We start from the raw sequence: 26,598 nt of genomic DNA on the forward strand, positions 1-26,598 counted from the left end.
ACGCCGGCGAAGCCGCGAACCAATTAGCCGATGTCGGTCCACGGTGACCAGCCCGAACCCGGCCACGACTGCCAGCTGGTCGACACCTGGCCGCCGGCGCGCACCGCCAGCGCGGAAAATCCGCCGTTGGTGCCCTCCACGACCCGCGGGTCGACCGCGGACGAGCCGCCGAGCGATGCCGATCCGCTCCAAGTGCTGCCGACCGACGACTGCCAGGTCGTCCAGACGGTGCCGCCAGCGTCACGGACGTACGCGGACAGCGCGCCGTTCGGCGCGACCGCCACCTCCGGCCGGCCGACCATGGCCGCCGAGCCGATCTGCTGCAGCCCGGACCAGGTCGAGCCGTACTGGCTTTGCCAGGCGGTGAAAAGCTGGCCGTTGTCGCCGCGTGCGTAGACCGACATCGCGTTGTTGAAGCCGATGACGACCCGCGGATCGCCGGCGATGCCGCCGCCGAGGTCGGTCCAGTCGTGCCACGGGCTGCCGACGGTCGGCTGCCAGCTGGTCAGCAGATGTCCGTTGGTGTCGCGGACGAAAGCCGCCATGGTGCCGTCGGCGGCGAGGATCGCGTCCGGGTCGCCGGTCATCGAGATGGCGTTGGCGACTTGGACGAAACCGCTCCAGCTGTTGCTGTTCTCGGCCGATTCCCAGGTGGTCGACAGCTGGCCGCCACTGCGTACGAACACCGACACCTGCCCGGAGTCACTCAGTACGGCGCGCGGACTGCCGCTGAGCGCGCCGCCGAGCCGCTCCCACGGCTCCCAGGTGGCGCCCGGCGTCGCCTGCCGCGTGGTCCACAGCGCGTTGTCGGATCCACGCGCGAAAGCCGAAAGCGCTCCGTTTCGGCGCTGAATGACATCCGGCGTGCCGACGATTTTCGTCGCCGTGCCACCGATCATCACCGACGGTTCCCAGGTGCTGCCAGGAGATCGTTGCCAGGACGTGTAAAGATAGCCGTCGCCGTGCACCGAGAACGTCGACATCGCCCCGTTGTCGTTGGCGACCGTCGTCGACGGCCGCGAGCCGCGTGCGAAGGCGATCAGCCGGTCGTACGCGCCAGCGGCCACATATTTTCCGGAGATCCCGGCTAGCGCCGCCGACATCTGTGACCTGGCTTGGAAAGCCGCCGCCTCGTCGCCGGCGTCGACCGCCTGAATCGCCGCGACCGCCGACTTCGCCGCCGTCGCCTGTGCCTCGAGCGTACGGAAATACGGCTCCGACTCGGTCAGGAACGACGGATTGTTCAACTGGCCGCGCAAAGTCGCCGGTGCCGTGCGTACGCTCTCCAGCTCGGCGAGCAACGCCGCGGCCGGTCCGGAGAGCTCGGCGTGCGACCGGAATGCCTGCTCGAAGGCCAGGATCAGCGGTTGTACGACCGGCGCCACGTCCGCGGTCAGCGGCGAGTTGACCGAGTTTTCCGCGTATTTCCGCAGCGCGCCAGCCGCCGGTCCGCCGAACTCGGCCAACGAGCGGCTCCAGGAGTCCTGCGGGTCGTACGCAGATGGGTTCCAGTCGAAGTCGGCGACCGTGAACAGCGAGATCAGCGACGCCTCTTCCTCCTGCATTTCGTTGGCCAGCAAGCCGATCGAGGACTGGGCGAGCGCCGGGTCACGGCCGACCAGTGGTCCGAGATGCTGCTGGTTGGAGGCATAGTCGTTGACCGGATAGTTGTCGAAGATGAGCAGCGGCCGGCCGCCGAAGCTGTTCTGCGCCTGGGAAAAGTCGCCGGCCGTGATGGTACGCGAGATGACGTCCGGCCCGGTCCAGAAAAACGTGACCTCTGGCCGGGTCAGCGCGGCATAGCGCGTACGGTAGGTCGTCGCGCCCGTGCCGGCGTAATCGCGCGGCACCGCGATCAGTTTCGAGCCGGGATGCGTCGCGATGAAATGGTCGTAGATGTAGTTGGTGACAAACGCGTGCGCGGCCGCCGCCGGACTGGCGTCCGACTTGAACTGCTGGTCGGCGGCGCAGGTCAGCGCGCCGTCGGTGTCGTCCCAGCCGATCGACATCGTACGAATGCCGATGTCCCACAACTGCTGGTAACGCGCGATGAGCGCGTCGAGATCGCCTTGGTCGCCATGACACATGGCGGCGTCATGCGCGACCGGTGCCTCTGGGTCGATCCGATAGATGAAGTCGACATGATTGGCACTCGCGCGCGAAACCGCGGCGGCCAGCGCGTTGAGCTGGTCGGCCGGATAGGGCTGGCGCCACAGCGCGCCGGCCGTGTGCGGGTCGCCGCTGACGGTGTAGAGAAACGCGTTCATCTTGTGTTGACCGAGAAAGTCCAGCTGGTGCAGCAGGTCGGCCTGCGACCACGGGTGGCCGTAGAACGACTCCTCGCCGCCACGCATGGAAAAACTCGAGAAGTCGCGCACGCGTACGCCGGGCACGGTGCCACCGACGACCAGCTGGCGCAGCGTCTGCGCGGCATAGAACGTGCCGGCCGCGTCGACGCCGGACAACACGATGGTCGGCACGCCGTCACGCAGTCCGGCGACGAGTACGTAGCCGCCGGCCGGCAGGCCGCTTGGTCCCGGCACGCCGAGGTCGGCCAACGCCTGCGACGCCTGTGGTCCGCCGAGGAACACCGACAGGCCTCGGCCGGCTTTTGCGCTGCTGGCCACCGAAAGACCGGCCTTACGCAGCACGCCGGTCGTCGCGTTCAGCGCCGCGCGGTCCGCGGCCGGTCCGGCCACGACCGTGGCGTTCGCCGGCAGCCGGAAGCCGCTGGAGAACGCCGCGATCGACTGCGGTTTCGGTGACACCGGTGGGATCGGTACGTCCGCCCACGCCGGCCCGGTGGCGCCGGCCGGCGTACCGACCAGCGCCAGGCCGAAGACCAGACCCAGCGCGAGTCGCCAGGTCGAAGGAATGACTGCCATCAACACCTCGCCTCGAAGAGCCTGCCCTGACTGGTGCATACCAGTATTTGGCCAGGCGTCTGTCAAGAGGCAACGACGCTCATCGGCGAATCGGCCTCGGCCTGGCTGACAACGGTCATGGCCGGATAGTCGATGTAGCCACGCCAACCGGGCGTGTAGAGCCGAGCCGCGTCGATCTCGGCCAGCGAAGCGCCGGTGGCCAGCCGCCGCGGCAGGTCGGGGTTCGCGATGAACGGCCGGCCAAACGACACGATGTCGACTCCCTCGCGAAGCAGGCGTACGGCGTCCGCGGCGGTCGTGACCCGATGCTCGCCGGTGTTGCCGATCAACGCACCCGACCACCGCGGTCGCAGGTCGGTGAGCGCCGGATAGTCGGGGTTGTCGGTGACGTGCAGATACGCCAGGCCGAGCGGGTCCAGCGTGTCGACCAGCGACCGGTAGACCGGCGCCGGATCGGCCTCGACCATCGAGTTTTCCGGATTTCCAGGGGAGATCCGCAGGCCGAGCCGAGCCGCGCCGACGGCCGCGGCCACCGCCTCCACCACCTCGACGACGAAGCGGCTACGCGACCGGTAGGCATCCGTACGCAGGTTCGTGTTGTCGGCCAGGAACTGGTGCGGCAGATAGCTGTTGGCGCTGTGCAGCTCGACGCCGTCGAAGCCGGCGCGTACGGCATTTCGCGCGGCCGCGACGTAATCGTCGATGGCTTGACGGATATCCGCCAGCGTCATGGCGATCGGCGTCACTGGCTCGGTTTTTCCAAACGGCGTATGCAAAGGCTCGGTGGTCGCGACCGCCGACGGGGCCAGCGGATGCAGGCCGTCCAGGTTGTTCAGCGGATGGCCGTTGCGGCCGCCGTGCATCAGCTGCGCGAAGATCCGGCCGCCGGCACCGTGTACGGACGCCGTCACCATCCGCCAGCCGGCCACCTGCTCCTCGGTCACCAGGCCGGGGATCGTGTGGAAGGTCTGGCCGACGACGCTCGGCCAGATTCCTTCGCTGACAAGGATTCCGGCGCTGGACCGCTGTGCGTAGAACACCGCCTGGTCACCGGTCGGCACGCCGCGGTTGTCGGCGCGATAGCGGGTCATCGGCGCGAGCGCGATGCGGTTGGGCAGCGTCAGCGTCGGCAGGTCGTACGGTTGGAAAAGGCTCGTGGTCATGAGGGCACGGTAAAATGTGACATCGATGTGAGGTTCAAGCCTTTGTCTGCGAGGTCACAGATGCGGATCGGCGAGCTGTCCAGGCGCTCGGGCGTGAGTCCTCGGTCGCTGCGTTACTACGAGGAGCAGGGCCTGCTGGAGTCGACGCGTACGTCCGGCGGCCACCGCGAGTACGCCGACAACGCGCCCGACGTGGTCTGGCGCATCCAGGTGCTGTTCACCGCCGGCCTGCGCAGCGACAAGATCGCCGAGCTGCTGCCGTGCGCGAGCAGTTGCGACGGTCGCGTGCTGGCCGGCCCCGACCTCGTCGCCGATCTGCGCGAGCAGCGCGACCGGATCGACCGGCTGATCGCCGACCTGCGCGCGTCGCAGGAGGTCATCGACGACGTGATCGGCTATTCGACCGCGGTGCCGGTTTCGGCCGGCGGCGCCGGTCCGGAAATCGTTATCTCGGGGTAGCGTGGCGCGAAACCGACCAGTCTGGGAGAAAGGAGCGCGATGCTCAAGGGGATAGACCCGCTGCTGCACGCCGACCTGCTGCACGTACTCGCCGCGATGGGTCACGGCGATGTCATCGCGGTGGTGGACGCCAACTTTCCGGCCGTCACGATGGGGCGCCGGGTCGTACGCGTCGATGGCGTCGGAGTGCCGGCGGCGGCTCGCGCGGTATGCAGTGTGCTGCCGTTGGACCGGTTCGTCGACGCACCGATCGCGCGGATGGCCGTCGTCGGCGACCCGGAGGCGCTGCCAGAGGTGCAGGCCGAGGCGATCGCCGGCATCCGCGACGTCTCCGGCTGGGACGCGCCGGTCGAGTCCGTCGAACGCTTTGATTTCTACGAACGAGCAAAGGAAGCCTTCGCGGTGTTGGTGACCAGTGAGCACCGGCTCTACGGATGCCTGTTGCTGGCAAAGGGAACCATCCCCGAGGTGGCCGGATAATCCGCTGAATTACCGCTAAATCGGGTCAGAAACTTTCGCGCAGCCGAGGTGCGGCGGTATCCAGTTGCCACTACGATCAGTCATGGTTTGCGCAAATTAGGACAACTGTCATCAACTGGAGGAGGCCGTCCGCATGGCGGAAGCGACGGCGGACGTACGCGCGCATGAACCTGACGCGAGTACGGTGCGCAAGGCGGTGATGGCGTCGGCCATTGGTAACGCCGTGGAATGGTACGACTACGGGGTTTTCACCTCAGGGGTGATCACCGCGACCGTCGGGACCGTGTTCTTTCCGGAAAGTGACAAGACAACCGCCACGTTGCAGTCGCTCGGGCTGCTCGCCATCGGCTTCATCGTGCGGCCGCTCGGCGGGTTCTTTTTCGGTCCCCTGGGGGACAAACTCGGCCGCCAGCGGGTGCTCGCGCTGACCATCCTGCTGATGTCGGGCAGCACCTTCCTGGTCGGTGTGCTGCCGCCGTACGCGGTGATCGGCATCGCCGCGCCGATGCTGCTGCTTTTGTTGCGGCTGATCCAAAGTTTCTCCACCGGCGGTGAGTACGGCGGTGCCGCGACCTTCATCGCCGAATACGCGCCGACCAAACGACGAGGGTTTTTCGGCTCGTTCCTGGAGTTTGGCACGCTCGGCGGTTTCGTACTCGGCAACTCGCTGGTGTTGATCACCGCCTCGGTGCTGTCGCCCGCGGCGATGAACGGCTGGGGTTGGCGGATCCCGTTCCTGCTCGCGTTGCCGCTCGGCCTGATCGGTCTCTACCTGCGTGCCAGGCTGGAGGACACGCCGACTTTCCGCGCGCTGGTCGAGTCGGGCAAGGCGGCCGACCGCGCGCCGCTGAAGGAGACGATCTTCGGCAACTGGCGGATGATCCTGAACCTGATCGGCATCGTCATCCTGCTCAACGTGGCCGACTACCTGCTGCTGACCACCATGCCGTCGTACTTCACGACGACCTTGCACGTCAGCGACACCGAGTCGGCGCTGATCATCATCGGTGTCGAGATCGTCCAGATGGCGCTGATCGTGCCGGTCGGCATGCTGTCCGACCGGATCGGCCGAAAACCGGTGCTGCTGACCGCCGCGATCGGTTTCATCGTGCTCAGCTGGCCGTCGCTGTGGCTGATGCAGCAGAAGACCATCGTCGGCCTGGTGCTGGGCTTCCTGGTCGTCGCGTTCCTGCTCGTCCTGATCCTGGCGGTGATCGCCTCGACCTTCCCGGCGATGTTCCCGACCAGGGTCCGCTACGGCTCCTTCGCGATCGGCTACAACCTGTCGACCTCGATTTTCGGTGGTACGACGCCGATCGTGGTCTCGGCGCTGGTCGCCGGCACCGGCAACGCGTACTGGCCGGCGTACTACCTGATCATCGCCGGCGTGATCGGCCTGGTGCCGATCCTGCTCATCCCGGAGACCAAGGGCGTGCCGATGAGCGAGATCAACACCGCCGGCTCGGCGACCCGGCTGGCCACCGGCAACACCTGAGCGGCTGGGCCGCCGGAGGCCCGATGGCGTCCCGGTGGGTGGCGAGAAGGTCCACTAGATCTGAAGACGCGTGGAGCGTTAAATGTCCGCTTTGCGGGGTTCGCGGATGGTGTGAATGCCGAGTTGCTAGCGCTAGATGCACGAAACACGGCTTTCACACCTACGCGGCCGACAGAGGCTGTGACGGGTGTGACTACTGAGGCTGGTAATGCAGTTGTGGCTGCCGGCCCGCAACAGATGTCCGATTTGATGTCTTGTTAAACAAGTATTACGCGCCAAGCCGCGTTCCCGCGCCGCCTCCCTTGAGGTCGCTCGCCGCGTAGGCGCGCCGGCCGCGCAGGCGAAAAACGACCACCCACCCAACGCAACAACGGGCGAATGCCCTTCTCGTCCACCGCGGACAAAGCAAAGGCGGCGCTCCCGACCGGAGCGCCGCCTTTTTCGTACGTGCGTCAGTCCACCGAGTGGCGGGTCGTCCGCAGCGCGAAACCATGCCGGGCCCACGCCGCCAGGGCCGTCGCCACCACAATCGCCGCACCAGCCTCGACCAGCAGCGCTGTGAACACCATTGCTTCCTCCTCAGGGACTTTCCGGGCCGGTTTCCGGCGCACGCTCGTGCGCACCTTCACCAGCTGGATGGGTTGTCGGGCCCGTTCTGGTTGTGGACCCTCACTCGTTACATCGTCCACGATATCCGTGGTATTTCCGGCAAAGTAGCTGGTTTCCGGTGACCTCCATCACCGGCTCCCGGCGGTGCGCCCGACCACCGCGGCCGGGCAAGGCTAGGCTGCTGCGATGCAGCTCGAGGGGCTCTCGAGGCGGTCCGAGGGGGTGAGGCGTGTGCCACGACACGAGCGTTGGAACGCGCTGTTGGAGGCGCTGGCGCGCGACGGTCAGCTGGGCGTCGAGCAGGCGGCCGCCGAGCTGGGGGTGTCGACCGCGACGATCCGCCGCGACCTGGACGAGCTCGCCGAGCAGCGGATGCTCACGCGTACACGCGGCGGCGCGGTGCTCACCAGCGTCTCGTACGATCTCCCGCTGCGCTACAAGACCGCGCGGCACGCGCAGGAAAAGCTGCGGATCGCGCGCGCGGCGGCCGAGCTGATCGACATCGGCTCGGTGGTCGCGCTCAACGGCGGCACCACCTCCACCGAGGTCGCGCGGTCGCTGGCCGAGCGCGACGACCTGGCCGACTCCTCGGCCAGTCCGGCCGTCACGATCGTCACCAACGCGCTCAACATCGCCAACGAGCTGGCCGTACGCCCGCACATCAAGATCGTCGTGACCGGCGGCGTCGCTCGGCCGCAGTCGTACGAGCTGGTCGGACCGCTGACCTCCGGCCTGCTCGACCTGATCACCCTGGACGCGGCGGTGATCGGCGTCGACGGCATCGACGTCCGCTATGGCGCCACCGCGCACAACGAGAGCGAGGCCGGCGTCAACACGCTGATGGTCGGCCGCGCGCGGAGGGTCATCGTGGTCGCCGACAGCTCGAAGCTCGGGGTCGGCACGTTCGCGCGAATCTGCAGCATCGACAAGGTGGACGTACTGATCACCGATCAGGCAGCGGATCCGGAAATCTGTGCGGAGTTCGTCAGCGCGGGCGTACAGGTGCACCGCGTCTGAGCCATGATCGGTGGATGGCAGAGACTTTCTCCGTGTCGTCCGCGGACGGCACGAGCATCGGATACGAGCGGCTCGGCAGCGGTCCGGCGTTGTTGGCCGTGCACGGCGGCACCGCCAACCGTACGCGCTGGGCGCCGGTGGCCGCGCTGCTCGCCGAGCACTACACGCTGCACCTCATGGACCGCCGTGGCCGTGGCCTGAGCGGTGACGGCCCCGACTACTCATTGCGGCGTGAGGCCGAGGACGTGGCCGCCGTGGTGGAGGCGATCGGTGGACCGGTGTTCGTGCTGGGGCACTCGTACGGTGCGTTGTGCAGCCTCGAAGCCGCGCAGCTCACCTCCGCCATCGCCGCGATGGTGTTGTACGAGCCGCCGGCCGCGACCGCGTCGACCTTCGCCGTCGACCCCTCCACGCTTGAGGAGCTGGTCTCGCTGGTCGACGCCGGCGAGCCGGAGCGCGCGTTGGAGCGGTTCTATCTGCGGGTCATCGGCGTCGACGAGCCGGCGCTCGCGCGGATGAAGCAGACGCCGATCTGGCCGGTGCGGATCGCCGCGACGCCGGCGTTGATCCGAGAAAACCGCGAGGTGAACGCATACCGGATCGACAAGGCGCCGCTGGCCGAGCTCCGACTGCCGGTGCGCTTCCTCCTTGGCACCGAGACTCCGGCGGCGCTGCGGGCGCCGACTTTCGTTGCTGCCGCGGCGATTCCGGGCGCCGAGATCGTCGACCTGGCAGGTCAGGGGCACGTCGCCATCGACACCATCCCGGAGGAGTTCACCACCCTCGTCCGCACCTTCCTCACCTGACACCTGGCCGCATCGGTTACTGCCGAGCGCTACACGCCCGGCTTTGGAGACGATCATGGAAGTCTCGTGGCGTTGCAACGATGGATTGCCACGAGACTTCCATGGTCGTTCAGAGAACCGGATATTTCGTCACCAACGCCCGCGCTAGGACGCGAGTGCGGACAGGGCGGTGGCGGCGCCCGGCGCGCCGAGGCGGACGAAGGTCGGTGTGGTCGACAGTGGCGCCGCGTACGCGTGCAACGTACGGGGGCCGTGGATGACGCGGTGGTTCGCGGTGTCGAACCACAGCCCGGCAGGAACGAACACGTCCCGGTTGACGGCGTCCGACAGCACCGGAGCGGCGAGTACGGCCGGGCCGAGCATCCACTCGTCGTCCACCGAATAAAACCGCGGGTCGGACGGGAAGTCGAAGAACACCGGCCGGATGATCGGCGTGCCGTCGGCCACCGCCTTACGCGCTTGTGCCTGCAGATACGCGGAAAGCTTCCCGTGCCTGGCGATCGCCTGCCGATACAGTGCCACGGTCTCCGCGTCGTAGGTCACCGGCTTGCCGGTCGTGTGGTCGACGACGCCGAGCGGTGACGTGGACGAATACATCAGTGGCATCAGCGAGGCCGCCTGAGCCCACCGTACGAGCACCTGCTTCGACGGCGCCGGCTGGCTGAGCGAGCCGCCGATCATGTCGGTCTCCACGAACGGATAGCCGTTGGTCGAGATCGCCATCGACCGCCGCAACGTCGTGTGCAGGTCGGCGAAACCCGTGCCGGCGTCGACCGCGCGGATCACGAAGCCGTATTTCTGGCTGCCCCAGTGCACGCGTACGCCGGCACCCTGCAGGTCGAACTGGTCGGCCATCTCGGCGCCGAGCCGCTGGTACGACCCGGCCGGCACACCGGCGGCCGGCGCGCAGCGGTCGTCGAAGAACCGCGTGTCGAACTTGAAGCCGTCGACACCGTAGGTCGACATCAGCTTGCGCAGGTTGCCGACATACCAGTCGCGCGCCGCCGGCTTGCCGAGGTCGATGATGCCGGCCGTGCCGTTCCACCACGTGACGCTGCACGGCTTGGCCGGGTCGGTGCCGTCGGCGAGCAGATAGCCGTGGTCACGCGCGTACGCGTAATTCGTCGAGTCGAGGTTGATCCACAGCGTCGTCCAGAGTCCGAAGTGGTAACCCATCGCGTGGATCTGGTCCGACATCGCTTTCGGATCAGGGAAAGTACGCGAGTCGAAGGTCAGGTTGCCGTAGTTGGATTCCCATTTGTCGTCGAGTTGGATGGTGTGTCCACCAAGGCCGGCCGCGTGGATTTTCCCAGCCCAGTCCAGGATCTTGTTCTGGTCGATGTTGGTGTAGAACTGGGCCCACGAGTTCCACAGCGGCTTGTCCAGCTCGTCGGCGGTCGCGTCCATCTTCGCCGGTTTTCCAACGACACCAAGGTAATCCGCGTAAACCGCGGCCGGCGTCGACTCGACGAAGACGGTGGCGGCGTAGGAATCCGTTGATTTCACGGTGAAAGCGCCAACGCCGGAGGAGCCCTTGTTGATCTGTACGTCCATCGGCACCGCGGTGCGGACGTAATAGCCGACCGCGCTGGAGGTAAACCAGTAGGGCTCCATCATCAGATAGCTGGCCGGCGAGAACTCCGGCTCGGCGACCTGGCCGGCGTCCAGCGGATACGGCTGCGCCGCGCCTTCGCTGGTCTCGCCGCCGCCATACCAGTGGCCGGCCGACGAGAGCTGATAGCTGACCGTACGCGCTCCGGCCGGCGCTCCGGTCACCGACCACTCCAGGTCGTAACGGTCGGCCGCCGGCTTCAGTGTCAGCACGGCCGGCTTGCCGGCGGTCGTGTCGGCGGTGATCCGCAGCTCGCCGCCTGACCAGCTCCACGACGTCACGCGCGTGGCGTGTTGGCCGGCGAACGCGAAACCGCCGGTCGGGTCGGTGGCCAGCACGGTCCGGCCGGCGCGTACGGTCCGCAGGCCGAGCGTGGTCTTGTCCACCAGCACCTGGTAGGCCGGCGTGACCAGCGCCAGCTGTCCGCCGAGGTCGCGGACGGTGAGGCCGGACGCGGCGGCCGCTCCTGGCGAGAAGCCAGTGACGAGAGCCGTGATGACGACGAGGACGGCGATCCGGGTTCTGCGCATCGACACTCCTGCAACGCGGTTGGCGATTTCTGCGTGAAAAACGGTGTCTGGAAGCATGAACATGCATAGCTCACTCGGTGCGTACCGGAATGTCAAGAAGTGCGGAGTGTCTGACTCGGGCCAGCCGGTCCGGTGTGCGCTAAAGTTCCCGAGCCAGGCCGTCATCTGTCGGGTCATGAGTGGAAATGTGGGCATTCCGAGTCCGTCGATCCGCCGAATTACCTCGCCGTGAACCGGTGCGGGGACGGTGGAATCCGTCCTATGCTGCGACGCAGTAAAAAATTGTCTGCCAGCTCCGGCGGTGTGGCGCGGAAGGAATGGAACGAACATGGTTGATCGACAGCGAGCGGCGCGGCGGGTCGTCCAGGGTGTGGCCCTGGCCGCCGCCGGTGCGCTCGCGCTGAGCGCGTGCGGCACGCCGGACTCCGGCAACGACGGCCCCGGTGCGGCCAAGCGCGGCGGCACCATCAACGTCCTGATGCAGTCCGACTTCGAGCACATCGACCCGCAGCGCACCTACACCGCGGCCGGCGAGAGCTTCGTCCGGCTGCTTGCGCCGGCGCTCACCGCGTACAAGAACGCCAAGGGCAAGGAAGGCACCGAGATCGTCGGTGACGCCGCCACCGACACCGGCACGCACAACGCGGACAACACCGAGTGGTCCTTCACCCTGCGCGACGGCCTGAAGTGGCAGGACGGCAAGGACGTGACCTGCCAGGACTTCAAGTACGGCGTGGAGCGCTCGTTCTCCGACGTGATCACCGACGGCGCCGACTACCCGAAGCAGTACTTGGTCGGCGGTGACACCTACAAGGGCATCTACCTGCAGAAGGAGGGCCTGCCGTCGATCGTCTGCGCCGGCAACAAGATCACCTTCAAGCTGCGCCGGTCGATCAGCGACTTCAACTACACGGTCACCCTGCCGACCTTCTCGGCCGTACGCGCCGACAAGGACACGCACGAGAAGTACGACAGCAACGTCTTCTCCTACGGGCCGTACCAGATCGACAGTTACGTCCGCGGCAAGAGCATCCAGCTGAGCCGCAACAAGTACTACGACCAGTCCAAGGACCAGGTCCGCAAGAACCTGCCGGACAAGTGGAACATCACCCAGGGCCCGGACGAGAACGTGATCACCGACCGGCTGATCCAGGACAAGGCGGCCGATCAGAACACCATCTCGCTGGGCGCCAACATCTCGCCGGCGCAGTCGGCGCAGGTGCAGAACGACCCCAAGCTCAGGAAACGGCTGCTGAGCGGGCCGGACGGGTTCACCTACTACCTGTCCATCAACACCACCAAGATCAAGGACCTGAAGTGCCGGCAGGCCTACACGTACGCGATCAACAAGGCCAGCTACCTGACCGCGCTCGGCGGCCCGGCGGTCGGTGACCTGGCGACCTCGATCATCGCGCCGAACAACGCCGCGCACCGCGACGACATCGACGTGTACGGCCTCAAGGACAAGCCGGAAGGCGACGTCGCCAAGGCCAAGCAGCTGCTCGCGCAGTCGCCGACCTGCCCGCACAACATCACCTTCGACTACCGCACCGGCAACAAGGCCGACGACAACGCCGCCGCCGCGATCGTCGCCGGCATGGCGCGCGCCGGCATCACCGTGAAGCTCAACCCGATCCCGCGCAGCACCTACATCGCGACCGTCGGCAAGCCGGCCGCGCAGCACGACATGGCGATCAACAGCTGGATCGCCGACTGGGCTTCGGGTTCCTCGGTCATTCCGCAGCTGTTCGACGGCCGGATCATCTCGCCCAGCGGCAACTCCAACCGCTCGCAGATCAACGACCCGGCCATCAACGCCGGCATCGACGCGGCGTACAAGGAGACCGACAACGCCAAGGCGCAGAAGCTGTGGGGTGACCTCGACGAGAAGGTGCAGCAGACCGCCGCGGTGATCCCGCTGCGCTACACCAAGGCGTACGTCCTCTACGGCTCGAAGATCACCGGCGCCTTCCTCGACCCGGTCTACAGCGACGTCGACCTCAACAATGTCGGCGTGAGCTGAAAACGCATTAGCAATGAAATACGGCGAAAAAAGGGACCCGGCCACGAATGGGTGGCCGGGTCCCTACCGTATTTTTTGCCAGTTCCACGGAATCGCCTGTGACGGCATTCGGCCGCGATTACGATGCGATGACGTTTTGCCGGCCGCGCTTGGGTGTGCCTGTTCGGCCGGCATATCGTGCGGCAACACATGTCAAGGCCCAGGGCCCGACCACGGCCCGAGCATCCGGAGAATGTCCGGAAAGGGAAGGAAATCGAATGTCTCCAAAGGACATCCGCGGCTCACGACTAGCCGTGGCCGGTGTGACTCTGTCACTGGTGACCCTGGTGGCGAGCGCATGCGGGACGCCTGACTCAGCCGGAAGCAACGGTGGTAACGGCCAGATCAAGCGGGGCGGCACCATCACCATCCTCATGCAGCAGGACTTCGAGCACCTGGACCCGGCGCGCAGCTATGTCGGCCAGCAGATCTCGACCGGCCGGCTGTACGCGCCCACCCTGACCACCTTCAAGACCGCACCCGGAGTGGCCGGCAACGACGTCGTGTCCGACTCGGCGACCGACACCGGCACGCACAACGCGGACTTCACGCAGTGGAGCTTCACCGTCCGGGACGGCCTGAAGTGGCAGGACGGCAAGGACGTGACCTGCGAGGACTTCAAGTACGGCGTGGAGCGCTCGTTCTCCGACCTGCTGACCGACGGCACCCAGTACAACCGGCAGTACCTGGCCGGCGGAGACAAGTACAAGGGCATCTACGAGCAGCCCCAGGGCCTGCCGTCGGTGACCTGCAACGGCAAGACGATCACGTACAAGCTGAGCAAGCCGGTGACCGACTTCAACTACACGGTCACCATGCCGACCTTCGCCGCGGTGCGCAAGGACAAGGACACCAAGACCAAGTACGACACCTCGTTCTTCTCCTACGGCCCGTACCAGATCCAGAACTACACCCGTGACCAGCAGCTGGTGCTGGTGCGCAACAAGTACTGGGACCAGAGCAAGGACACCGTACGGAAGAACTACCCCGACACGTTCAAGTTCGTCTTCGGCGTGGACGAGAACGTCATCACCGACCGGCTGATCCAGGACCGCGGCGCCGACCAGGGCGCGGTCTCCTCCGGCGTGTTCGTGTCGGCCCAGCAGGCCCCGCAGGTGCTGCAGGACCCGAAGCTGAAGGCCCGCACGGTCTCCGGGCTCACCCAGTACGTGTACTACGTCTGGATCAACACCACCAAGATCAAGGACCTCAAGTGCCGGCAGGCATACGAGTACTCGATCGACAAGACGACGTACCTGACGGCGTTCGGTGGTCCGACCTTCGGACAGCCCGCGACCGGGATCATCAGCCCGACGCTGAAGGCGCACAAGGACTTCGACCTGTACGGCACCAAGACCCAGCCGCAGGGTGACCCGGCCAAGGCGAAGCAGCTGCTGGCACAGTCGCCGAGCTGCCCGCGCAACATCACCTACGACTACCGGACCAACAACGCCCAGGACGACAAGGCGGCGGCCGCGATCAAGGCGGCGTTCGCGCGCTCCGGCATCACGGTCACCGCGAACCCGATCAAGCGCAGCGAGTACTACGCGACGATCGGCAAGCCGGCTCTCCAGCACGAGATCGGTTTCGGCTCGTGGGGCGCCGACTGGCCGTCCGGGTCGACGGTGATCCCGCCGCTGTTCGACCCCCGGCAGATCGTGCCGGCCGGTAACCAGGTCTTCTCCCAGCTCAACGACCCGGCGATCACGGCGGGGATGGACGCGGCGGCGAAGATGTCCGACCAGAACCAGGCCCAGAAGGCGTGGGGTGACCTCGACGAGTCGATCCAGAAGCAGGCCGCGACGATCCCGCTGCGGTATCTGAAGACGCTGCTGCTGCACGGCTCGAAGGTCAGTGGCGCGTTCCTGGACACCAACTACGCGGAGATCAACATCTGCTCCATCGGGTTGACCGACACCAGCGTCTCCTGACCGTACGACCAGCGCGAGGGTGACGTTTTACCGCAAATCGCCAGGCGAGAAGCGGCAAAACGTCACCCTCGCCGATTTTCTGGCGGCGTGTTCACCGGGGTCGGTGCCGGTGCGCGCTGGTCAGCGGTTACCGTGCTCGTGGATGAAGTCAGGCAGCGGGGGGCTGGCTCGTACGCATCCTTGGGGGGAAACACATGGGACCGAAGTTGACGGCCTCGTGAGCGGGGAGCTCGGCGGCTGGGACGACCCGCCGACCAGGTCGTGGGCGGTACGGCGGCAGCTCGCCGACGGCGGTTGGGGCCGGTGGGCTCCGGACGCGGCCACCATGCTGGTGTCGGTGTTCGCCCAGACGCGGCGGATGCCGTGGCGCGCGTACGACGAGGAGGTGTCGGTCCGCGCCGGCTGGGGGTCCTCGCCATGGGCCCTGCCGGAGCTGGAGACCGACCGCAGCGCGCTGCAGCTGCTGCTCGCCGGCCGCGCGACGCCGGCGCCGGCAGCCCCGGTGAGCCGGCTGGCGTCCCGCATCCAGCGCTGGTCGCGGCTGTGCCGCGAGGCCGGCGCCGGTGACCAGAAGGTGCTCTCCGACCTGCACCGCGCGCTCGTACGCTTCGGCGTGCTGACCGACACCGGCCGCGCGTCGATAAACCGGCAGGTCGGCCTCGGTGAACCGGTCAACGTGCTGGACGTGCTGCCGCTGTCGCCGGCCGAGCGGCTGGAGGAGGAGCGCGCGCAGCGCGGCGAGCCGCCGCGGATCCACCGGCAGCGGTCGGTCGCCGACCGTGGATGAGCTGGTCACACAGCTGGTCGCGGCCGGTCGCGACCTGGTCGCCACCGGCCTGACCAGGGCTTCCTCCGGCAACCTGTCGGCGCTGCTGCCCGGCGGCGAGTCGTTTGTGGTGACCGGCCGCGGCACCTGGCTCGACCGGCTGACACCGGCCGACTTCGCCGTCGTCGGGCTCGACGACACCGTACGGTCAGGTCCGGCGGTGCCGTCCACCGAATACCGGCTGCACCTGCGGACCTACCAGGCACGTCCGGACGTGCGCAGCGTCGTCCACGCGCATCCGCGGATGTCGGTGCTGGTCGACGCGCTCGGTCACCGGATCCAGCCGCTGACGCTGGACCAGATCTACTATCTGCCGCGGATCGCCCGGATCGACTTCTTTCCGAACGGATCGTGGAGCCTGGCCGACAACGCGGCCGCCGCGTGTGCTGACGCCGACGCGGTTGTCCTTGCTTACCACGGAAGTTCGTCTGTCGGTGACACGGTGGAAATGGCGCTGCGGCGAGCTATGGTCATGGAGGACGCGGCGTCGATGACATATCACGCCATTCTGGCTGGCCGGCCGGAGCTGCGTTTCCCGCCGGGAGTTCCGCTGTCCGAGTGACCTGCTGCACGTCACGGTTGACGAAGCCTGGTTGCCGAGGTCTACTGATTCGGGTTTTCGTACGAGGAGGTGATTCGCGTGGCCGCTGACGGAAGTAGTTGTTGCCACGCCACCTCGGTGCGAGGTCACTGACTGCCTTCGCCGAAGTCGCGTGGACTTTCCTTTCATCGCAATGAAACGCGACTTCGAGGTGATCGCGATGACGACTGTGGAAATGCTGGTCCGGGTGGCCGCCGGTGTCGGCCTCGGTGCGGTTATCGGTTTCGAACGGCAATATCGCGCGCGGATGGCGGGCCTGCGGACCAACGCGTTGGTCGCGGTCGGCTCGACGCTTTTCGTCGTGTTGTCGTCATACGGTTTCGGTGGCCTGAGCGGCAGTGGCGCGGCCGATCCGACGCGGGTCGCCGCGCAGATCGTGTCCGGCATCGGGTTTTTGGGTGCCGGCGTGATCATCCGCGACGGATTGACCGTACGCGGGCTCAACACCGCCGCCACGCTGTGGTGCTCGGCCGCCGTCGGTGCGCTGTCCGGCGCGGGCCTCTACCAGCCGGCAATCGTTGGCACGGCAGTGGTTTTGGCCGTCAACATCGCGCTGCGCTGGGTCGGCCGCATCGTCGACCGCCGGCCGGCGCGCGCCACCTCACACGACGACGACGAATAGACCGTGGCGAGTTTTGGCGGCCGGTTTTGTTTTGCCGGCCGCCAAAACATCGCCTTCTAGAACCAGGGACGCAGCGGCACTCCGGCGTCGCCGTCCTTGCCGACCTTCACGCCGAGCACCTGGTGCAGCTGGATTTTGTTCTTCTCGAAGGCAAGCCGGGACGCGGCCATGTAGAGCGCCCACACGCGTGCCGTGCCGATGCCGACCTCCTCGACCGCCTCGTCCCAGTGCTCGTCCAGGTTCTGGCACCAGTACTTCAGCGTCAGCGCATAGTGCTCACGCAGGTTTTCCGCGTGCCGCGGCTCGAAACCGTTGTCCTGCAGGGCCGCGACCGTGCGGCCGAGCGCGGTGATCTCGCCGTCCGGGAACACGAACCGGTTGATGAAGCCGCGGCCATAGCGGACCCGCTCGGTGTTGGTCGGCCGCATGATCGAATGGTTGAGCAGCCGGCCCTGCGGCTTGAGCAGACCGTACAGTTTCTGGAAGTACAGCGGATAGTTCTTCAGGCCGATGTGCTCGGTGAGGCCGATCGAGCTGATCGCGTCGAACGGTCCGTCGACCACGTCGCGATAGTCGCCGTGCCGGATCTCGGCCACGTCGGACAGGCCCTGCTCGGCGACCGCCTTGGCGCCCCATTCGGCCTGCTGCTTGGAAAGCGTGACGCCGACGACGTGCACGCCGTAATGCTTGGCCGCGTGCCGGACCATGCCGCCCCAGCCGCAGCCGATGTCCAGCAGCCGCTGGCCGGGCCGCAGGTCGAGCTTGCGGCAGACCAGATCGTGCTTCTCGTACTGCGCCTCTTCCAGCGTCGCGTCGGCTTTCGGGAAAACCGCGCAGGTGTAGGCCATCGACGGCCCGAGGACCCACTCGTAGAACGTGTTGGACACGTCGTAGTGGTGCTTGATCGCCGCCGCGTCGCGGTTTTTGGCGTGCCGCAAGCCATGCGCGAGCCGGCTGGCGCCGGCCTCCTCCGGCAGCGGCGGGTTCCACTTCAGCACGCGCAGACCGACGTCGCGCAGCACTTTCAGTTTCTCCACCGTGGAGATCGGCGCGAAGTCCACGCTGCCGAGCGTCTTGAACGCGGTGTAGATGTCGCCGTCGACCTGCAGCTCGCCGCTCACGTACGCACGGGCCAGGCCCAGCTCCAGCGACGCGGAGGTGGCCAGATAGGACACCGCCTGCTCGGAGGCGATGGTGACGCGTACGGCCGCGTCCTTCGGGCCGTAGCGGCTGCCGTCGTACGCGACGAACTCGATCGGCGCACCGGAACCGATGACCGTGCCGATGATGTCTGCGATGTTGCGACGGGCCATCATGACCTCCCGACTGTCTTTGCGTACAGATCCGCGAACCGGTTGGCGGGGTCATAGCGCTTCTTCAGCGCCGCGTACGCCTCGCCGTTGTAGAGCTGCCAGAACTCGTCTTCGGAATAGAATGCCGTGGAATACAGCGATTTGCGGCCACCGAGCCGCTCGACCTCACGCTCGATCAGCCGGTTGTGCGTGCCATCGGACTGACCGGGGGACAGGTCGACGCTCGACCAGAATCCGACGTTGACGTAGAGCACGTCGGTCTTCAGCTTGTAGAGGTCCCATTCCAGGTCCGTACGCGCCTGCCGCAGCGGACACACCCAGACCGGCGAGATGCCGATCTCCCGGTGGAAAAACTCCAGGAACGCCGGCAGTTTGTCCACCGGCACCTCGATGTCCTGGACGATCTCCTCGATGTCCGGCTTGCCGCGCAGCTTGTCCAGCCGGCGCACGTAATGGTGCCGGCGCTCGAAGTTGGCGACCTTCCAGTAGACCTCGCTGCGCAGCAGCCGGCGCGGGATGATCCGGCGGAATCTCGGGTCCTGCACACCGAAAGCGCGTGAGCACCAGAACCAGTCGGTGTCCCACCGCCACAGGTAGTCGTGAATGGTGAGGAAATCCTCGCGGCGCCGGCCGACCGACTGGTAGTAGATCTGCTGGCCGGTGTAGTCCGAGACGTACGGCGCCCGGTCGGTGTAGCTGCCGAGCGTCAGCACGTGCCGGTGAGCGCTGAAGACCGTACCGTCGACGAAATCGACCTTCTCACCGAGATAGTCGCCGGCCGCGCAGATGTCGGCGAGCGCCTGCGCGTACGCGGCGGCGTCGTCGAAACGGAGGTGGCGCAGGTGCACGTACGGTGCGGCGCGCTCCAGCTGGATGCGCAGCCGCAGCGCGTAGCCGAGGCTGCCGTATGAGTTGGGGAAACCGGTGTAGAGGTCGCGGTGCTCGCCGTCCGGCCGCGCGGTGACCAGCTGACCGTCGCCGGTGAGGATGTCCTCCTCGATCACCGACTCGTGCGGCAGGCCGGTGCGGAAGCTCGGCGACTCGATGCCGAGGCCGGTGACCGCGCCGCCGAGGGTGATCGTGCGCAGCTGTGGCACCACCAGCGGCACCAGACCGTATGGCAGCGTCGCGTCGACCAGGTGCTCGTACGTCGTCATGCCGCCGACGTCCGCGGTGAGCGCGTCGGGGTCGACGGTGAAGACCTGGTCGAGGCCGGTCACGTCGAGCCGGTGCACCGGTGTGTTCTGGCGGAGCCGGAACAGGTTGGACGTACGCTTGCCGAGCCGTACCGGCTCGCTCGGGTCGATCGCGGCGAGCTCGTCGGCCAGCCGCGTCGCGGTGACCCGATAGTCGGCCAACGCCGCGTTGGGTCCGCTCATCGTCGCTACCACCGCACCGCACTCCCTCCGCTGGCCCCAACGATCGATCAGATCACGACAGCCAGCGGCCCGCCAGTGTGATGCGCCTTAACATCGCGCCGGCGGCGCGAGTTACGGGTGGTAGCGGCGGGCGGCGCAGAGCTCGGTGGCGTAGGCCGGCTCGGACAGCGGCAGGTATTCGACCTTGCGGCCGGTGCGCGGCGCGTGCAGCATCATCGGCTCGCCGTTCTCCTCACCGGCGTAGAAGCCGACGTGGTGGATGGCGCCGGCGCCGTTCTCGAAGGCGAAGAACACCAGGTCACCGGGCTCCAGCTGGTCGAGCGGCACCTCCTGGCCGGCGCGTGCCTGGTCGGAGGCGTCACGTGGGATGACCAGGCCGTGCCTGCGGTGGGTCAGGTGCGCGAAGCCGGAGCAGTCGATGCCGGCGTCGCTCAGGCCACCCCACACGTACTCGGTGCCGACCAGGCCGCGTGCGGTGGTCAGTATGTCGGCGCCGTTGACGCTCGAGGCCGGTTTGGCGGCGTCGGTCTCGTCGACCGGCCGCAGGTGCGCGACCGGCACCCAGCCGGGATAGCCCTGCGGGTCCTTGCGCGACGGCTGCCACGGCAGCACGACACGGGCCCAGGCGCCGGTGATCTCCTCCACCCGCACCGGCTCACCGGCCGGCGCCTGGCTGTCGACGCGCTGCAGCAGGTCGAGCCGCGCGTCGTAGTCCATCGCGGCGACCCATGCGGTCACGTCGGGCTCGTCGGCCACCGCCGGCGCGTCGATCGGCCGGACCGCCTCCGGTGCGCGCCACAGCGTCGTCAGCGCGACCGCCACGGCCGCCGGTCCGGTGCTGACGCTGCTCACAAGGGCCTCCCTAGGCGTTGAACTCCGAACGGGCCGCATAGACCCGCGCTGACACCGTACGGATCAACGCTATTGCGGTTTCGTCGGCACCGAAGTCGGCCGTGCAGACGGCCAGGGCGTAGGGTGGCGCGTCCGGCGGCCACACCACGCCACTGTCGTGCCGGATGCCGTCCACCCAGCCGTTCTTGCCACCCCAGCGGGTCCCGGCGGGCAGGCCGGCGGCAATCGTCTCGACGCGCTGCTGGCGGCACAGCGTCGCGGTCATCGCCTCGGTCGCCGCCGGTCCGGCCACCTGGCCGCTGACCAGCCGGCCGAGCCCGGCGGCCAGGTCGTACGCGGTCACCAGGTTGCTGAGCCCGGTGCCGTTCGCGGCCAGGTCGCCGATCGGCCGCTGCAGCTGGCTGCCGGTCGCCGACAGCCGCCGCTGCGCCTCGGCCGCCTTCGCCACTCCAGCGCGTACGTCGCCGCCGCCGAGCGCCGCGATCAGCAGGTTGGTCGCCTCGTTGCTGGACACCGTGATCATCTGTTCGACCAGATGCTCGACGGTCGCCGAGCCGGACGCGTACGACTCGTCGACGTCGCTGTCGTCGGGGTCGAGCTGGTAGGTGGAGCCGTCGGCCACCGACACGTACCGGTCGGTGAGCGGCAGCTTGTCGGTCAGCGCCAGCTCACCGCGCTCGACCGCCTGGTGGACGGCCACCATCACGGCGACCTTCATCGTGCTGGCCGCGTAGAACCGCTCGTCCTGGTGGTGGAGGAGCCGCGGCGTACCGTCGAGCGACAGCCACGCCACCCCCACCCGGAAATCGGCGGTGTCCAACAGGTCGGCGAGAAAATCGGAGGCCATGTGGCGCGAGCCTAGATGAACTCGGGGCCTGCCGTCGGTGTCTTTCCTCTGTGGCCGAAACACCGGAAGAAATCTTCACGTACGGCGCGGCCTTTCGTGCACCACAGCGCAAATATTTCGCGTCAGGCGTTGCTCGCGCGGCCTCCATCCGGAGTGTCCCGATGCCGACACGCCGAACGTGCTCCAAGACTGTCGTACGTACATGAGTAAATTTCCCCCACCCATTCCGGGCGGGGGGTGGGTTGAGAGGTTGCAAACCGAGCCGAAACAGCAGCCTCAGTGGTCACACCTGTCACGACCGCCGGCCGCTGGCGTGGTCGCATGGACCCCATACGTGCGTTGGACGCACGCATGGGGGCCATGCGACCAAAATCCAGGCGCACAAAAGCCGCATATAGCGCTACAGCCGACCAAGATCGACTTTTCGATGTATGTAAGGTGCCACGCGAACCCACCCCCCACCCGTTCTGGGTGGGGGCCAAAATTGCCATGGGGGTACGACAGTTTCGCGTCGTAGCGGGTAACTGTGTGAGCGCTAAGCGGTCTTTCGTTTGCGGGGAGCGGCCTTCTTGGCGGCGGGCTTCTTCTCGGCGGTTTTCTTCGCCGGCTCGGCGGTCTTCTTCTTCGGGGCTGGTGTGGACTCGCCGGTACGGCGCGAGCGAGCGCGGTCGACGCTGGCCTTGAGGGCGGTCATCAGGTCGACGACCTCGCCGCCGGACTCGTCGCCTTCGTCGGTCGACGCGACCGTGACGGCGCCTTCGGTCTTGGCGTCGATCAGCTGCAGCAGCGCCTCACGGTATTCGTCGTGGAACTCGTCCGAGTCGAAGTCGGCGGCCATCGACTCGACCAGCGACGCGGCCATCTGGCGTTCCTGCGGTCGCAGCTCCACGTCGTCGTCCAGAAACGCGAACTCCGGCGTACGGATCTCGTCCGGCCACAGCATCGTCTGCAGCACGATCACGCCGTCGCGTACGCGCAGCGCGGCCATCGCTTCGCGCTGCCGCAGCGCCACCTTCACCACGGCCATCCGCTCGGTCGACTCCAGCGCCTCGCGCAGCAGCACGTACGGCTTGACCGCCGACCCCTCCGGCTCCAGGTAGTAGGTCTTGGCGAACAGGATCGGGTCGAGCTGGTCGGCCGGCACGAACTCCAGCACCTCGATCTCGCGGCTGGCCGACAGCGGCAGCTCGGCGAGGTCGGTGTCGGTGAGGATCACCGTCTCACCGGTCTCCAGCTCATAGCCCTTGGCGATCTCGGAGTACGCGACCTCTTCACCGTCGATCTGGCACACGCGCTTGTAGCGGATCCGGCCGCCGTCGGCCGCGTGCACCTGGTGGAACCGTACGTCCTTCTCCTCGGTCGCGCCGTAGAGCTTCACCGGGATGCTCACCAGGCCGAACGAGACCGCACCTTTCCAGATGGCCCGTGGCATTCGTCCCCCAAGTTCTCGGTCAACTGTTTCTAACCTGTCAGACCGCACGCGAGAAGAAAACTCATCGGACGATCTTTTTAGCGAAGAAGTGCCAGCTCAGGCAGGATGACACAGGTGCGCCCCATGCTCGCCACCACGGCCGACCTGCCAACCGGCGGCGGCTGGGCGTTCGAGGTCAAGTGGGACGGCGTACGCGCGATTGTCGAGTGCGCGGGCGGTCACGCTCGGCTCTACAGCCGCCGCGACAACGACCGCACCGGCACCTATCCGGAGCTGGCCGCGCTGGCCGGCATGCTGCCGGACGGCGTCGTCGACGGCGAGATCGTCGCCTTGCGGGACGGGGCGCCGTCCTTCGAGGCGTTGCAGGAGCGGATGAACGTCGACGATCCACGCCGCGTTGCTCAGCTCGTCGAGCGGGTACCCGTCACCCTGATGATCTTCGACCTACTGGAGCTGGACGGCCTCGACCTTTGCCGGCTGCCGTACGAGCAGCGCCGCGCGACCCTGGAGCAGCTCGATCTCAACGGCCCGCACTGGATCACCGCGCCGGCCTTCGACGACGGCCCGGCGACGCTCGCCGCCAGCCGCGAGCTCGGCCTGGAAGGCGTGATCGCCAAGCGGCTGCGCTCGCCGTACGTCCCGGGCCTGCGCAGCAAGGACTGGCTGAAGGTCAAGTCGCTGCGCACGCAGGAGGCCGTCGTCGGCGGCTGGGCCGGCGGCGAGAAGAGCCGCACCGGCCAGATCGGCTCGCTACTGCTCGGCATCCCGACCGGTGACGGCCGCCTGCGCTACGCCGGCCGCGTCGGCAGCGGCGTGGCCGGTGGCACGCTCGACCGGCTGACCGAGATCCTGACCCCGCTGGTGACCGACACGAGCCCGTTCGTCGAGCCACCGCCGCGCCGCGACGCGCGCCAGCTGGTCTGGTGTCGGCCGGAGTGCGTGGTGGAGGTCGCGTACGCGAGCTGGACGGCCTCCGGTGCGCTGTGGCATCCGCGGCTGCGCGGCATCCGCTATGACAAGACTGCGAGTGAGGTGCGCGTTGAATAGCAAGAACGTCACGGTCGAGGTCGACGGCCAGAAGCTGCGGCTGTCCAATCTGGACAAGGTGCTCTATCCCAAGAGCCGGACGACCAAGGGCGAGGTGATCAACTACTACAGCCAGATCGCCGAGGTCATGCTGCCGCACCTCGCCGGCCGGCCGGTGACCCGCAAACGCTGGCCGGACGGCGTCGACAAGCAGCCGTTCTTCGAGAAGAACATGCCGCGCGGCACCCCGTCCTGGATCCGCACGGTCAACCTGCCGGTGCCGGGCAGCACGATGGACCGCGAGACGATCGACTTCGTCGTGCTGGAGGACCTGCCGGGCATGGTCTGGTCGGCCAACCTCGCCGCGCTGGAGCTGCACGTGCCGCAGTGGCGGGTCGGACCGCGCGGTGCCGCCAAGAAACCCGACCTGCTGGTCGTCGACCTCGACCCCGGTGAGGGCGCCGACCTGTCCGACTGCATGGAGGTCGCGGTCGTCGTACGCGACCGCCTCGCCGAGGACGGCCTGGCGGCTTATCCGAAGACCTCCGGTTCGAAGGGCATGCAGCTGTACGCGCCGGTCTCCGGCCGCCAGGACTCCTCGGTCATCTCCGCGTACGCGCACGCGGTGGCCGACGAGCTGGCTGAGAAGTATCCGAGAAAAATCCTCTCGCAGATGACGAAAGCCTTAAGAAAGAACAAGGTGTTCATCGACTGGAGCCAGAACAACGCGGCCAAGACCACCATCTGCGCGTACTCGCTGCGTGGCCGCGAGCTGCCGTGGGTCTCCACGCCGCTGACCTGGGACGAAGTCGAGGCCGGCAGGGTCGTCCGGTTCGAGCCGGAGGACGTGCTGGACCGGGTCCAGGAGCACGGCGACCTGCTCGCCGGGTTGTCCGAGACCGGTCCGCGGGTGCCTGGATAGGCTTGCCGAGGCAACCGAGAGGACGGGGGAGACCGGTCATGACGGGCAAACGTAGGGTCGCCACGCGGCGCGGACACGTTACTCTGCCGGCATGAGCTACCCGTACGGGGCCGCACCGGGCGGTTACGCGGTCGGACCGATCCCCACCGCCCCGGCGCAGGCGTATCCGATGCCGGCGCCATACCGGCCGGTCTACCAGCCGATGCGCCAGACCGGCATCGGCAAGATCATCTTCTGGATCATCGCCGGCCTGGTCTTCCTGGTGTGCGGCCTCGCGTCGGTGGTGCTGACCGGCTTCGAGACCGGCATCGTCGGCGTCGCGCTCGGCGCCATCTTCGCCATCCTGCCGGTGCCGGTGATCGCGCTGACCGCCGTGTGGCTGTCGTGGGCCCAGCCGCAGCCATGGGGTGCGCGGATCTTCGCGCTCTGCTGGGGTGCGGCCATCGCCACGCTGTTCGCGGCCATCTTCAACACCGTCACCGGCCTGGTGATCACCCAGCAGGTCGGCCAGAGCAGCGGCGACATCCTCACCGCCGTGCTGGTCGCGCCGCCGGTGGAGGAGACCTGCAAGGGACTCGCCCTGCTGGGGATCTTCCTGTTCAGCCGGTTCGGCAACAACGGCCGCTACTTCACCGGACCCGTCGACGGCATCACGTACGCGCTGTTCGCCGGCGCCGGCTTCGCGTTCACCGAGAACATCGCGTATCTCGGCCGCGCGTACGCCGGTGGCCTGCAGGCCTCCAACGGCATGACCGGCACCGCGCTGGTCCTGCTGCTGTTCGTCTTCGCCATCCGGTGTGTCGGCACGCCGTTCGGCCACCCGCTGTTCACCTCGGCGACCGGCCTGGGGCTCGGGGTCGCGGCGCGGTCCAACCACCACATCGCGGTGCGGATCATCGCGCCGGTGGTCGGTTGGCTGGTCGCGATGATGCTGCACGGCCTGTTCAACCTGACCGCGTCGTACCTGCCGGACTACGTCATGAAGGCGCTGGGTGGCGACTCGCTGACCAGCGTCCTGATCGCCAACGGGTCCTTCGTCGTCGCGTTGTTCCCGCTGTTCGCGATCGGTGTGGCGGTGGCGATCTACGCGCGCCAGTCGCAGTTCCGGGTGGTCAAGCGCGGCCTGCCGCAGTACGCGTCGGCCGGCTGGATCGGGCAGGACGAGGTCGACTGGCTGTCCACGCTGCGCGGCCGGTCGCAGGCCCGTAAGTGGGCCAGGCAGGTCGCCGGCCAGCCGGGTCTGAGCGCGATGAAGGAATACCAGTACGCGGCGACCCGGCTGGCGATCCTGCGGGACGGCGCCAACCGCGGCCAGGTGCCGCACGACTTCGCGCGGACCGAGCAGGGACTGCTCGCCGCGCTGGGTCAGCAGCGCAAGTTTTTCAGCCCGCATGCGGCGCAGTCCGGCCAGATGCCGGGTGGCGCGGCGCCGAGGTTCACCGCGCAGGCGTACGGGTCGCCGCAGTCCGCGCCGCCTTACGGCCAAGCTTCCAGCCCGCCTTACGGCCAGCCGTCCGCGCCACCGTACGGGTCGCCGCAGTCGGCGCCGCCGTATGGACCCGGTGGCCAGACGCAGAGCTGGAACCGGCCGCCGAGCTGATCGCGACGCCGTGACAGTCGGGACCCGATTGTCACGGCGAAAATAGGCCCCCGTTACCAGAGTCCGGCCGGCGCCGACAGTTTTCGGCCGGTCACGACCGGACGGCGAGGGCCAGAGGTAACGGCCTAG

General features: G+C 67.6%; 20 protein-coding genes and 1 pseudogene. 13 read left to right on the forward strand and 8 right to left on the reverse strand.

All coding sequences use genetic code 11. The features are described 5' to 3' along the window. Positions 1 to 23 precede the first annotated feature (23 nt). Together GNX95_RS42075 and GNX95_RS42080 are read right to left on the reverse strand one after the other, a co-directional pair. Positions 24 to 2,885 (reverse strand): beta-N-acetylglucosaminidase domain-containing protein, encoded by a 2,862-nt coding sequence (locus GNX95_RS42075; protein ID WP_163513728.1) that lies wholly within the window; start codon positions 2,883 to 2,885, stop codon positions 24 to 26. A gap of 62 nt (positions 2,886 to 2,947) precedes the next feature. Continuing rightward, positions 2,948 to 4,048, reverse strand: a complete 1,101-nt coding sequence (locus tag GNX95_RS42080; protein ID WP_163513729.1) for an oxidoreductase — start codon at positions 4,046 to 4,048, stop codon at positions 2,948 to 2,950. A gap of 60 nt (positions 4,049 to 4,108) precedes the next feature. Here GNX95_RS42080 and GNX95_RS42085 point away from each other — a divergent pair, with 60 nt between their 5' ends. The 5 genes from GNX95_RS42085 to GNX95_RS42105 all read left to right on the forward strand — a co-directional run bounded on the left by GNX95_RS42085 (position 4,109) and on the right by GNX95_RS42105 (position 8,914). After that, positions 4,109 to 4,507: a MerR family transcriptional regulator gene (locus tag GNX95_RS42085; protein ID WP_163513730.1), complete on the forward strand. Its 399-nt coding sequence runs from the start codon at positions 4,109 to 4,111 to the stop codon at positions 4,505 to 4,507. Between the two features lie 39 nt (positions 4,508 to 4,546). Further along, the gene (locus tag GNX95_RS42090) at positions 4,547 to 4,987 is read left to right on the forward strand and encodes an RbsD/FucU family protein (protein WP_163513731.1); all 441 of its coding nucleotides are present in this window, start codon (positions 4,547 to 4,549) and stop codon (positions 4,985 to 4,987) included. Positions 4,988 to 5,120: 133 nt separating this feature from the next. Beyond that, positions 5,121 to 6,482 (forward strand): MFS transporter, encoded by a 1,362-nt coding sequence (locus GNX95_RS42095; RefSeq protein ID WP_163513732.1) that lies wholly within the window; start codon positions 5,121 to 5,123, stop codon positions 6,480 to 6,482. Between the two features lie 840 nt (positions 6,483 to 7,322). Further along, positions 7,323 to 8,108 carry a DeoR/GlpR family DNA-binding transcription regulator gene (locus tag GNX95_RS42100; protein WP_163513733.1) on the forward strand — a complete coding sequence of 262 codons (786 nt, stop codon included), beginning with the start codon at positions 7,323 to 7,325 and terminating at the stop codon, positions 8,106 to 8,108. Positions 8,109 to 8,122: 14 nt separating this feature from the next. Further along, positions 8,123 to 8,914, forward strand: a complete 792-nt coding sequence (locus GNX95_RS42105) for an alpha/beta fold hydrolase (RefSeq protein WP_163513734.1) — start codon at positions 8,123 to 8,125, stop codon at positions 8,912 to 8,914. Positions 8,915 to 9,058: 144 nt separating this feature from the next. Here the strand turns inward: GNX95_RS42105 and GNX95_RS42110 are convergent, their stop codons facing one another. After that, complete coding sequence (locus GNX95_RS42110) at positions 9,059 to 11,056, reverse strand: glycoside hydrolase family 31 protein (RefSeq protein WP_222854336.1); 1,998 nt, start codon at positions 11,054 to 11,056, stop codon at positions 9,059 to 9,061. Between the two features lie 328 nt (positions 11,057 to 11,384). On the opposite strand from GNX95_RS42110, the gene GNX95_RS42115 reads away from it, so the two are divergent. The 5 genes and pseudogenes from GNX95_RS42115 to GNX95_RS42135 form a co-directional block, all read left to right on the forward strand. Then, positions 11,385 to 13,079, forward strand: coding sequence for an ABC transporter substrate-binding protein (locus tag GNX95_RS42115; RefSeq protein WP_163513735.1), 1,695 nt, complete (start codon positions 11,385 to 11,387; stop codon positions 13,077 to 13,079). Between the two features lie 257 nt (positions 13,080 to 13,336). Next, complete coding sequence (locus GNX95_RS42120) at positions 13,337 to 15,049, forward strand: ABC transporter substrate-binding protein (protein WP_163513736.1); 1,713 nt, start codon at positions 13,337 to 13,339, stop codon at positions 15,047 to 15,049. A 217-nt stretch (positions 15,050 to 15,266) separates the two neighbouring features. Next, positions 15,267 to 15,836 (forward strand): DUF6042 family protein, encoded by a 570-nt coding sequence (locus tag GNX95_RS42125; protein ID WP_163513737.1) that lies wholly within the window; start codon positions 15,267 to 15,269, stop codon positions 15,834 to 15,836. Further along, positions 15,829 to 16,437 carry a class II aldolase/adducin family protein gene (locus GNX95_RS42130; RefSeq protein WP_163513738.1) on the forward strand — a complete coding sequence of 203 codons (609 nt, stop codon included), beginning with the start codon at positions 15,829 to 15,831 and terminating at the stop codon, positions 16,435 to 16,437. Before GNX95_RS42125 ends, GNX95_RS42130 begins: the two co-directional genes overlap by 8 nt. Positions 16,438 to 16,636: 199 nt before the next feature. Beyond that, positions 16,637 to 17,071 (forward strand): annotated as a pseudogene (locus GNX95_RS42135) (MgtC/SapB family protein); the annotation flags it as partial. Between the two features lie 83 nt (positions 17,072 to 17,154). On the opposite strand, the gene GNX95_RS42140 reads toward GNX95_RS42135, so the two are convergent. The 5 genes from GNX95_RS42140 to ku form a co-directional block, all read right to left on the reverse strand. Continuing rightward, a complete protein-coding gene (locus GNX95_RS42140) occupies positions 17,155 to 18,411 on the reverse strand; it encodes a class I SAM-dependent methyltransferase (RefSeq protein WP_246281942.1) in 1,257 nt (418 codons plus the stop codon). Further along, positions 18,411 to 19,790, reverse strand: coding sequence for an FAD-binding protein (locus GNX95_RS42145; protein WP_163513741.1), 1,380 nt, complete (start codon positions 19,788 to 19,790; stop codon positions 18,411 to 18,413). The genes GNX95_RS42140 and GNX95_RS42145 overlap by 1 nt, the downstream gene beginning before the upstream one ends. A 111-nt stretch (positions 19,791 to 19,901) precedes the next feature. Next, complete coding sequence (locus GNX95_RS42150) at positions 19,902 to 20,642, reverse strand: C40 family peptidase (RefSeq protein WP_163513742.1); 741 nt, start codon at positions 20,640 to 20,642, stop codon at positions 19,902 to 19,904. A 10-nt stretch (positions 20,643 to 20,652) separates the two neighbouring features. Then, positions 20,653 to 21,489: a serine hydrolase gene (locus GNX95_RS42155; protein ID WP_163513743.1), complete on the reverse strand. Its 837-nt coding sequence runs from the start codon at positions 21,487 to 21,489 to the stop codon at positions 20,653 to 20,655. A 535-nt stretch (positions 21,490 to 22,024) separates the two neighbouring features. Further along, positions 22,025 to 22,921: a non-homologous end joining protein Ku gene (ku, locus tag GNX95_RS42160; protein ID WP_163513744.1), complete on the reverse strand. Its 897-nt coding sequence runs from the start codon at positions 22,919 to 22,921 to the stop codon at positions 22,025 to 22,027. Positions 22,922 to 23,044: 123 nt separating this feature from the next. Between ku and ligD (GNX95_RS42165) the strand changes: the two genes are divergently transcribed. The 3 genes from ligD (GNX95_RS42165) to GNX95_RS42175 all read left to right on the forward strand — a co-directional run bounded on the left by ligD (GNX95_RS42165) (position 23,045) and on the right by GNX95_RS42175 (position 26,469). Next, the gene (ligD, locus tag GNX95_RS42165) at positions 23,045 to 23,968 is read left to right on the forward strand and encodes a non-homologous end-joining DNA ligase (RefSeq protein ID WP_222854337.1); all 924 of its coding nucleotides are present in this window, start codon (positions 23,045 to 23,047) and stop codon (positions 23,966 to 23,968) included. Beyond that, entirely contained in the window at positions 23,961 to 24,869 is a 909-nt protein-coding gene (gene ligD / locus GNX95_RS42170; protein WP_163513746.1) for a non-homologous end-joining DNA ligase, read from the forward strand. Before ligD (GNX95_RS42165) ends, ligD (GNX95_RS42170) begins: the two co-directional genes overlap by 8 nt. Positions 24,870 to 24,960: 91 nt before the next feature. Continuing rightward, complete coding sequence (locus tag GNX95_RS42175; protein WP_163513747.1) at positions 24,961 to 26,469, forward strand: PrsW family intramembrane metalloprotease; 1,509 nt, start codon at positions 24,961 to 24,963, stop codon at positions 26,467 to 26,469. Positions 26,470 to 26,598 lie beyond the last annotated feature (129 nt).

This window comes from Fodinicola acaciae (assembly GCF_010993745.1).
GTDB classification, from domain to species: Bacteria; Actinomycetota; Actinomycetes; order Mycobacteriales; family HKI-0501; genus Fodinicola; species Fodinicola acaciae.